Origin of the sequence: Myxococcus sp. AB025B (assembly GCF_006518215.1) — a bacterium.
Taxonomy (GTDB): domain Bacteria; phylum Myxococcota; class Myxococcia; order Myxococcales; family Myxococcaceae; genus Myxococcus; species Myxococcus fulvus.
In genome coordinates this window covers 1-1,258 of the sequence record NZ_SRLW01000637.1, presented here as the reverse complement: position 1 = coordinate 1,258, position 1,258 = coordinate 1, and the positions used below count along the sequence as shown (strand labels likewise).

1 protein-coding gene is annotated in these 1,258 nt (G+C 67.6%); it reads right to left on the bottom strand.

Annotated elements, in window-relative coordinates:
* Window positions 1–155: 155 nt before the first annotated feature.
* The gene (locus tag FL311_RS43225; protein WP_141333508.1) at window positions 156–1,040 is read right to left on the bottom strand and encodes an RNA polymerase factor sigma-32; all 885 of its coding nucleotides are present in this window, start codon (window positions 1,038–1,040) and stop codon (window positions 156–158) included.
* Window positions 1,041–1,258: the final 218 nt, after the last annotated feature.

The following is a 1,258-nucleotide window of genomic DNA, read 5'->3' as shown; positions in this document are numbered from 1 at the left end:
AGTCAGCGCCGCCCGGGCCGGATTGTCGGCCTCGCGCGCGTTCGGGCGGGGGTGGGACGGAGGTAGGGCCCCACAAACGAATGAGTCCGTCCTTCTTTCGAAGGACGGACTCGGTGTGGTTCAGCGTCCCCGGTGAAGGGGCCGATGGGAAGGACTCAGGCGAGCGACGCGGCGTCCAGGCCGGCGTCGGCCATGAGCAGCGCCAGCTCCGCCTTGAGCTTGTCCTTGGCGCGAATCTCCAGCTGGCGGGCGCGCTCGCGGGAGAAGCCGAAGTGCTCGCCCAGCTCGCTGAGCGTCATCTCGGAGTCGCCCATCACCCGGTTCTCGATGATGAAGCGCTCGCGCGGGTCCAGGCGGCGCAGGGCGCGCTGCACCAGCTCCCGGGTGAGGCCCGCCTGCTGGCGGTCGGCCACCTCGTCCTCGTGCGAGGCGGTGGCGGACTCGACGAAGTCCAGGTGCGTGGCGTCGCCGTCCTCGCCCACGGGCGCGTCGAGCGACAGGTCCCGGCCGCCCATGCGCTGCTCCATCTCGCGCACCTCGGAGGCCTTCACGTTCAGCTTGCGGGCGATCTCCTCCGCGTTGACGATGTTCGCGTCGCCGGCGCCCATGCGCTCCAGCTCGCGGCGGGTGCGCGCCAGGCTGAAGAAGAGGCGGCGCTGCGCCTGCGTGGTGCCCAGCTTCACCAGGCTCCAGTTACGCAGGATGCAGTTCTGGATGTACGCGCGAATCCACCACACCGCGTAGGAGATGAGGCGGATGCCCTTGTCCGGGTCGAACTTCTGCACGGCCTTCATCAGGCCGATGTTCGCCTCCTGGATGAGGTCCGACATCTTCAGGCCGTAGGAGCGGTACTCGTAGGCCACCTTCACCACGAAGCGCAGGTTGCTCGTGACGAGCTGGTGGCCCGCCATCAGGTCGCCCTTGCGGAAGCGCCGCGACAGCTCCTGCTCCTGGGGCTGCGTCAGCAGCGGGTACTGGTTGATCTCCGAGAGGTACGTGGAGAGGGAGTCCGGGGAGGAGAAGTGGGAAGAATCCTGCATGGCGTCTCTCGGGGAAGGGGGCCGTTGGGAGCCGCGCCTCGGCGGCACGGGTGGGGTCCTTCGCAATGCGCATGCCACGAGCCACTTGCGCCATTTCCCAAGGAGTCCAGGGGTTTGCATCGAGGCCCAGGGGTGCTTAAGGGCGGACCTCTTTCGTTTTTACAGGGGGCTGATCCGAAGACTCTTCCGATTGTCTTCCAGTCGACGGAGCCTGGGAG